This window comes from Streptomyces sp. NPDC102279 (assembly GCF_044766365.1).
GTDB lineage: Bacteria > Actinomycetota > Actinomycetes > Streptomycetales > Streptomycetaceae > Streptomyces.
This window is the reverse complement of the sequence record NZ_JBIWLU010000012.1, coordinates 352,807-359,149: the sequence shown is the minus strand read 5'-3', so window position 1 is coordinate 359,149 and position 6,343 is coordinate 352,807. Positions and strand designations below refer to the sequence as shown.

6 protein-coding genes and 1 pseudogene are annotated in these 6,343 nt (G+C 68.8%); all 7 read right to left on the bottom strand.

All coding sequences use genetic code 11. The features are described 5' to 3' along the window. Positions 1-662, bottom strand: a pseudogene (locus ACIRQH_RS30540) (glucose-6-phosphate isomerase); the annotation flags it as partial. 72 nt (positions 663-734) lie between these two features. After that, positions 735-2,003: an MFS transporter gene (locus ACIRQH_RS30535; RefSeq protein ID WP_388934842.1), complete on the bottom strand. Its 1,269-nt coding sequence runs from the start codon at positions 2,001-2,003 to the stop codon at positions 735-737. 172 nt (positions 2,004-2,175) lie between these two features. Then, entirely contained in the window at positions 2,176-2,511 is a 336-nt protein-coding gene (locus ACIRQH_RS30530; RefSeq protein WP_003957010.1) for an RNA polymerase-binding protein RbpA, read from the bottom strand. A 235-nt stretch (positions 2,512-2,746) separates the two neighbouring features. Next, positions 2,747-2,977, bottom strand: a complete 231-nt coding sequence (secG, locus tag ACIRQH_RS30525) for a preprotein translocase subunit SecG (protein ID WP_358817108.1) — start codon at positions 2,975-2,977, stop codon at positions 2,747-2,749. A gap of 104 nt (positions 2,978-3,081) precedes the next feature. Beyond that, positions 3,082-3,858: a triose-phosphate isomerase gene (gene tpiA, locus ACIRQH_RS30520; RefSeq protein WP_266612726.1), complete on the bottom strand. Its 777-nt coding sequence runs from the start codon at positions 3,856-3,858 to the stop codon at positions 3,082-3,084. 5 nt (positions 3,859-3,863) lie between these two features. After that, positions 3,864-5,075, bottom strand: coding sequence for a phosphoglycerate kinase (locus ACIRQH_RS30515; RefSeq protein WP_358817099.1), 1,212 nt, complete (start codon positions 5,073-5,075; stop codon positions 3,864-3,866). Between the two features lie 127 nt (positions 5,076-5,202). Further along, positions 5,203-6,213 (bottom strand): type I glyceraldehyde-3-phosphate dehydrogenase, encoded by a 1,011-nt coding sequence (gene gap, locus ACIRQH_RS30510; protein WP_164375492.1) that lies wholly within the window; start codon positions 6,211-6,213, stop codon positions 5,203-5,205. Positions 6,214-6,343: the final 130 nt, after the last annotated feature.

Sequence of the window (6,343 nt, the reverse complement as noted above, 5' to 3'; positions counted from 1 at the left end):
TTCGTGATCGTCTCGATCGTCGTGAACGTCTTCGACGCGATCACGAACAGCGTCTCCGCCGGATCCAGACCCTGCAACGCCTCGTGCAGATCCGCACCGTCCACGTTCGACACGAACCGCACCGTCAACCCGCGGTCGGTGAACGGACGCAACACCTCGTACGCCATCGCCGGACCCAGGTCCGAACCACCGATACCGATGTTCACCACGTTACGGATCGGCCGACCGGTGTGACCGGTCCACTCACCCGAACGCACCCGCCCCGCGAACTCGGCCATCTTGTCCAGAACCGCGTGCACACCCGGGACGACATCCTGCCCGTCGACCTCCACCACCGCGTCCGCCGGCGCCCGCAACGCGGTGTGCAGCACCGCCCGGCCCTCCGTCGTGTTGATCTTCTCGCCACGGAACATCGCGTCCCGCAGACCGAACACACCCGTCGCGGAGGCCAGCTCGCGCAGCAGGTCCAGCGTCCGGTCGTCGACCAGGTGCTTTGAGTAGTCGATGTGCAGGTCGCCGACCCGGAGCGTGTAGCCGGAGCCGCGCCCGGGGTCGGCGGCGAACAGGTCCCGCAGGTGGGTGCCCGCGAGATCCTCGCGGTGCTTGGCGAGAGCGGTCCACTCGGGTGTCTGGTTGAGCCGGGTACGGCTGTCTGCGTTCATCTGGGACTTCCGCCTTCTTTCCTGCGTGTGCGCTTGCCTGCCTTGCCCCGCTGCCGGTTCCAACCTAATTGATCAGGACTGGACGTGAGCTGTCGTCACGCCGTCCTCCGGCTCAACAACAGATACGTCCCGCTGGACCGCGGGTATCAGCGAGACGACGGCCAGAGCGAAGAGAGCTGCCGCGAACAGCGCCGGTCCGTTCAGTCCGCAGACCGTCGCGGCGGCGCCGCCGAGCAGCGCACCGAGCGGAGCGCCCGAGGTCGAGGCGGTGCGGAACGCCGAGCTGACGCGCCCCACCATCTCGGCGGGGCTGCGCTGCTGCATCAGCGTGACCTGGTTGACGTTCCACACCATGTTCATCAGGCCGAGCAGCAGCATGGCCGCGACGAGGGCACCCAGCTGGCGGACCGTGCCCATGACCACGAGCGAGGCCGTCTGCACGGTTCCGCCCAGCAGCAGGGCGCGGGCCCGCCCGAACCGGCGGGCGAGACGCTGGGCGGCGAAACCGCCGCAGAGACTGCCCGCCGAGTACGCCGTCATCGCCGCCGCGTAGCCCGCGTTCCCCGCGTGCAGCCAGCGCGTCACGTGCAGGACCATGGTGCCGATGAGCGCGCCCATGCCGATGTTGCACAGCAGGGTGGCCGTGCAGGTCGCCCGGAGGACGCGGTCGCCCCAAAGCGTGCGCAGTCCCTCGCCCACCTCCTTGCGCAACGTGCTGCCGCCCGGCCGTGGCGGCCGCCCGGGCCCCTGGACGCGCAGGGAGGCGACCAGTGCCGCCGCGAGCAGATAGGAGGCGGCGTCGGCCGCGAACGGCAGGGCGGCTCCGACGGTCAGCAGCAGCGGCACCAGGGGGCCGGCGAGCAGGCCGCCGGCGAGCTGCTGCCCGGTCATCAGCCGGGCGTTGGCACTGCCGAGCGCCGCGCGGTCCACGAGGGACGGCAGCAGAGCGGTGGACGCGTTGTCGAAGAGGGTCTGGAGGGTCGTCAGGGTGAAGGCGAGGGCGATGAGCAGCCCGATCGACGCGTGCCCGAATCCGACGGCCAGGGCGAAAGCGGCGACCAGCGCTGCGCGCACGGTGTCCACGGCCCACATGGCGCGCCGCTGGTCCACCCGGTCGGCGAGCGCCCCACCGAGCAGCCCGAACAGCAGCCACGGAAGATAGCCGCAGGCCGTGACGGAGGCGATGACGAACGGATCGTCACTGAGCCCGACCGCGATCAGCGGCAGCGCGGCCGTGCGCAGGGCGTCCCCGAAGCGCGACACCACGGCCGCGCTCCACAGCCGCCCGAAACCCCCGCGCCACGCGGGTGCCCCCGCCGCCGTCCAGTCCGTCGCCGTCACAACGCCCCCTTGGGTCCGGCCACTTCACGAACCGTAGAGGGCGGCACTGACAACCGGCTCCCACCAGGGGATTCGGGCATGCCGAGAGCCGGCGACGGGGTGGAGCCCCGGCCGGCGGGCCGTCGAAAACGGCTCCGGCCAGGCACCTGGGTGCCCGGCCGGTTCTCAACTCCTAGATCTCGCCCCGCAGTTTGGCGAGCGCCTCGGCGAGGATCGCCTCGCCGTCCGCGTCGCTGCGCCGCTCCCGTACGTACGCGAGGTGCGTCTTGTACGGCTCGGTGCGCGGCGGGTCCGGCGGGTTGTCCCGGTCCTGTCCTGCGGGGAAGCCGCAGCGCGGACAGTCCCAGGTGTCGGGGACCTGCGCGTCGCTGGCGAAGCTGGGCTGCGTCTCGTGCCCGTTGGAGCACCAGAAGGAGATGCGCAGCCGTGGCGCGGACTCGCCGCGCTCGGCCTCGCCCATCGGCCCCGCCCCGACCCGGCTTCCTCGGATCGCGTTACCACTTGCCACGGTCGTAACTCCCTGCGTGATGGTGCCGCGAAGCGAGTCGGCGTGACGCTTCGCTGCGAGCGCCTCAGTCTACGTAAGGCCCAACGCGCGTCCAGTGATTGGCGTTACATCCCCACCCCTAGACGCAAGCCCCATGATAGGCGGCGCTTGGGGGCGCGTACCGGACATGGGGCCTTACGTGCGGAATGTGCTTGCGTTATGTGCAGTTGTGCTGCGTACCGATGCCGGCGGGCGATCAGTTGTTGATCTTCATAAGGACGCCGAGCACGATGATGCACGCGAACCAGAGCACGCCGAGCATCACGGTGATGCGGTCGAGGTTGCGCTCGGCGACCGAGGAACCACCGACGGACGACTGCATGCCGCCACCGAACATGTCGGAGAGGCCGCCACCCTTTCCCTTGTGCATCAGCACGAGCAGCATCAGCAGCAGGCTGAAGACGATCAGGGCGATCGAGAACCCCAAAACCACGGCTGGACCAACTTCCTCGGAACTGGATGGACGACGGGGGCCCGGTGCCAGGGCACCAGACCCCCGCAAGGGTACGACGAATCGCCGCTACCGCATACTTACTGGTCGCGGAACCGGACGATCTTGACGAACTCGTCGGCGTCGAGCGACGCGCCACCGACCAGAGCGCCGTCGATGTCGGGCTTCGCCATGATCTCGGCGACGTTCCCGGACTTCACCGAGCCGCCGTACTGGATGCGGACCTTGTCGGCCAGCTCCTGGGAGTACAGCTCGGCCAGCTTGGCGCGGATCGCGGCGCAGACCTCCTGGGCGTCGTCGGCGCCGCAGACCTTGCCGGTGCCGATGGCCCAGACGGGCTCGTACGCGATCACGACGGACTCGGCCTGCTCGGCCGGGAGGTCCTTGAGACCACCCTCGACCTGCGACAGCGTGTGGGCGACGTGGTTGCCCGCCTCGCGGACGTCCAGCTCCTCGCCGACGCACAGGATCGGGGTCAGACCGTGCTTGTACGCGGCCTTGACCTTGGCGTTCACGATCTCGTCGGTCTCGGCGTGGTACTGGCGGCGCTCGGAGTGGCCGATGGCCACGTACGTGCACTTCAGCTTGGCCAGCATCGAGCCGGAGATCTCGCCGGTGTAGGCACCGGAGTCGTGCGCCGAGATGTCCTGGGCGCCGTACTTGATCTTGAGCTTGTCGCCGTCGACCAGGGTCTGCACGGAGCGCAGGTCGGTGAAGGGCGGCAGGACGGCGACCTCGCAGGCCTCGTAGTCCTTGTCCGCCAGGGCGAAGGCGAGCTTCTGGACGTGCGCGATGGCCTCGAGGTGGTTGAGGTTCATCTTCCAGTTGCCCGCCATCAGCGGCGTGCGCGTGCTCATGTAGGTCAGTCCTCCAGTGCGGCGAGGCCGGGGAGCGTCTTGCCCTCGAGGTATTCGAGGGAGGCGCCGCCACCGGTCGAGATGTGGCCGAATGCGTTTTCGTCGAAGCCCAGGATGCGGACGGCCGCGGCGGAGTCGCCACCGCCGACGACCGTGAAGGCCGGGGAGTCGAGCAGGGCCTGAGCGACCGCCCTGGTGCCCTCGGCGTAGTCGGGGTGCTCGAAGACGCCCATCGGGCCGTTCCAGAAGATGGTGGCGGCGTCGGCGAGCTTCGAGGCGTAGAGCTTGCGGGACTCGGGCCCGATGTCGAGACCGAGCTTGCCGGCCGGGATGGCGTCCGCGGCGACCGTGCTGGGGCTGGAGGGGGCCTTCGTCTTCAGGTCCGGGAACTCCGGGGCCACCAGGACGTCGACGGGGAGAACCAGCTCGACACCGTTCTTCTCGGCGCGCTCGATGTACTCCTGGACGACCGGGATCTGGTCCTCCTGGAGCAGCGAGGTGCCGACCTCGTAGCCCTTGGCCTTGAGGAAGGTGAAGACCATGCCGCCACCGACGAGGAGCTTGTCGGCCTTGCCGAGCAGCTGGTCGATGACAGCCAGCTTGTCGGAGACCTTGGAGCCGCCGAGCACGACCACGTAGGGACGCCGGACGTCCTCGGTGAGCTTCTTCAGGACGCCGACCTCGGTGGCGATGAGGTAGCCGGCGTAGTGCGGCAGGCGGGCCGGGAGGTCGTACACGGAGGCGTGCTTGCGGTGCACGGCGCCGAAGCCGTCACCCACGTAGACATCGGCCAGGGCCGCGAGCCGGTCGGCGAACTCGCCGCGCTCGGTGTCGTCCTTGGACGTCTCGCCGGCGTTGAAGCGGAGGTTCTCGATGACCGCGACCTGACCGGGCTCCAGGCCGTTCACGGCGTCGTGGGCGGCGGGGCCGACCGTGTCCTGCGCGAACGCCACGGGCGCGCCCAGCAGTTCACCGAGGCGCTCGGCGGGCTGCAGCAGGGAGAACGCCGGGTCCGGGGCGCCCTTGGGGCGGCCCAGGTGCGAGGCCACGATCACCTTGGCGCCCGCGTCGGCGAGCGCCTTGACGGTGGGAAGGACCGCGCGGATGCGGCCGTCGTCGGTGATGAGTCCGTCGGCCAGCGGCACGTTGAGGTCGGCGCGGACGAAGACCCGCTTTCCGTCCACGCCCTCGGCGAGAAGTTCGTCGATCGTCTTCATGAAAGGTCTCCTAGGAAGGCTCTTCGAATCCGGGAGGGCGGATCGATCAGTACGTGGCACAGGGCCCGGGCAGCGCGGCTCTGCGCTGCCCGGGCCCTGTCTCACATCGAGATGCCTGCTCCGGGACTTAGAGCTGGCCGCCGACGAAGACCGTGAGGTCGACGAGGCGGTTGGAGTAGCCCCACTCGTTGTCGTACCAGCCGAGGATCTTCACCGAGTTGCCCTCCTGGACCATGGTCAGGGAGGAGTCGAAGGTGCAGGAGGCCGGGTCGCCGACGATGTCCGAGGAGACGATCGGGTCCTCGGTGTACGCCAGGTAGCCCTTGAGGTCGCCGTCCTCGGAGGCCTTCTTGAACGCGGCGTTGACCTCGTCCTTGGTGACCTCGCGCTGGAGGGTCACGACGAGGTCGGTGGCCGAGCCGGTCGGGACCGGGACGCGCATGGCGATGCCGTCCAGCTTGCCCTTGAGCTGCGGGAGGACCAGAGCGGTGGCCTTCGCGGCACCGGTCGTGGTCGGGATGATGTTCTCGGCGGCGGCGCGGGCGCGGCGCAGGTCCGAGTGCGGGAAGTCCAGGATGCGCTGGTCGTTCGTGTACGCGTGGACCGTCGTCATCAGGCCCTTGACGATGCCGAAGTTCTCGTCGAGAACCTTGGCCATCGGCGCCACACAGTTGGTGGTGCAGGACGCGTTGGAGATGATGTTGTGCTTCGACGCGTCGTACTTGTCCTGGTTGACGCCCATCACGATGGTGATGTCCTCGTCCTTGGCCGGAGCCGAGATGAGGACCTTCTTGGCGCCGCCGGCGATGTGCTTCTCGGCGTCGGCCTTCTTCGTGAAGATGCCCGTCGACTCGATGACGATGTCGACACCGAGGTCGCCCCACGGGATGTCCGAGGGGTTGCGCTCGGACAGGACCTTGATGGTGTGACCGTCGACGGTGATCGTGTCGGCGGTGTGCGACACCTCGGCCTTGAGGCGGCCCAGGATGGTGTCGTACTTGAGCAGGTGAGCGGTGGTCGCGGTGTCACCCAGGTCGTTGACAGCCACGATCTCGATGTCAGCACCCTGCTCCAGCAGCGCGCGGAAGTAGTTACGACCGATGCGGCCAAAGCCGTTGATGCCTACGCGGATCGTCACGAACCGATCTCCTCGTTAGGTACGCGCCGACGCGGACGTCGGCGAGTTGTATGGGATGTCCCCGACCGCCTACGACCCTACCTCCCTGACGCCCACGGAGTGACATCGAGTAGGGCCATAGACGGCAGGG

What these genes read in the sequence shown, in the direction of transcription:
- tpiA (WP_266612726.1), bottom strand. Translation starts at nt 3,858, where the DNA reads ATGAGCACGCGCACGCCGCTGATGGCGGGCAACTGGAAGATGAACCTC.
- ACIRQH_RS30515 (WP_358817099.1), bottom strand. Translation starts at nt 5,075, where the DNA reads ATGAAGACGATCGACGAACTTCTCGCCGAGGGCGTGGACGGAAAGCGG.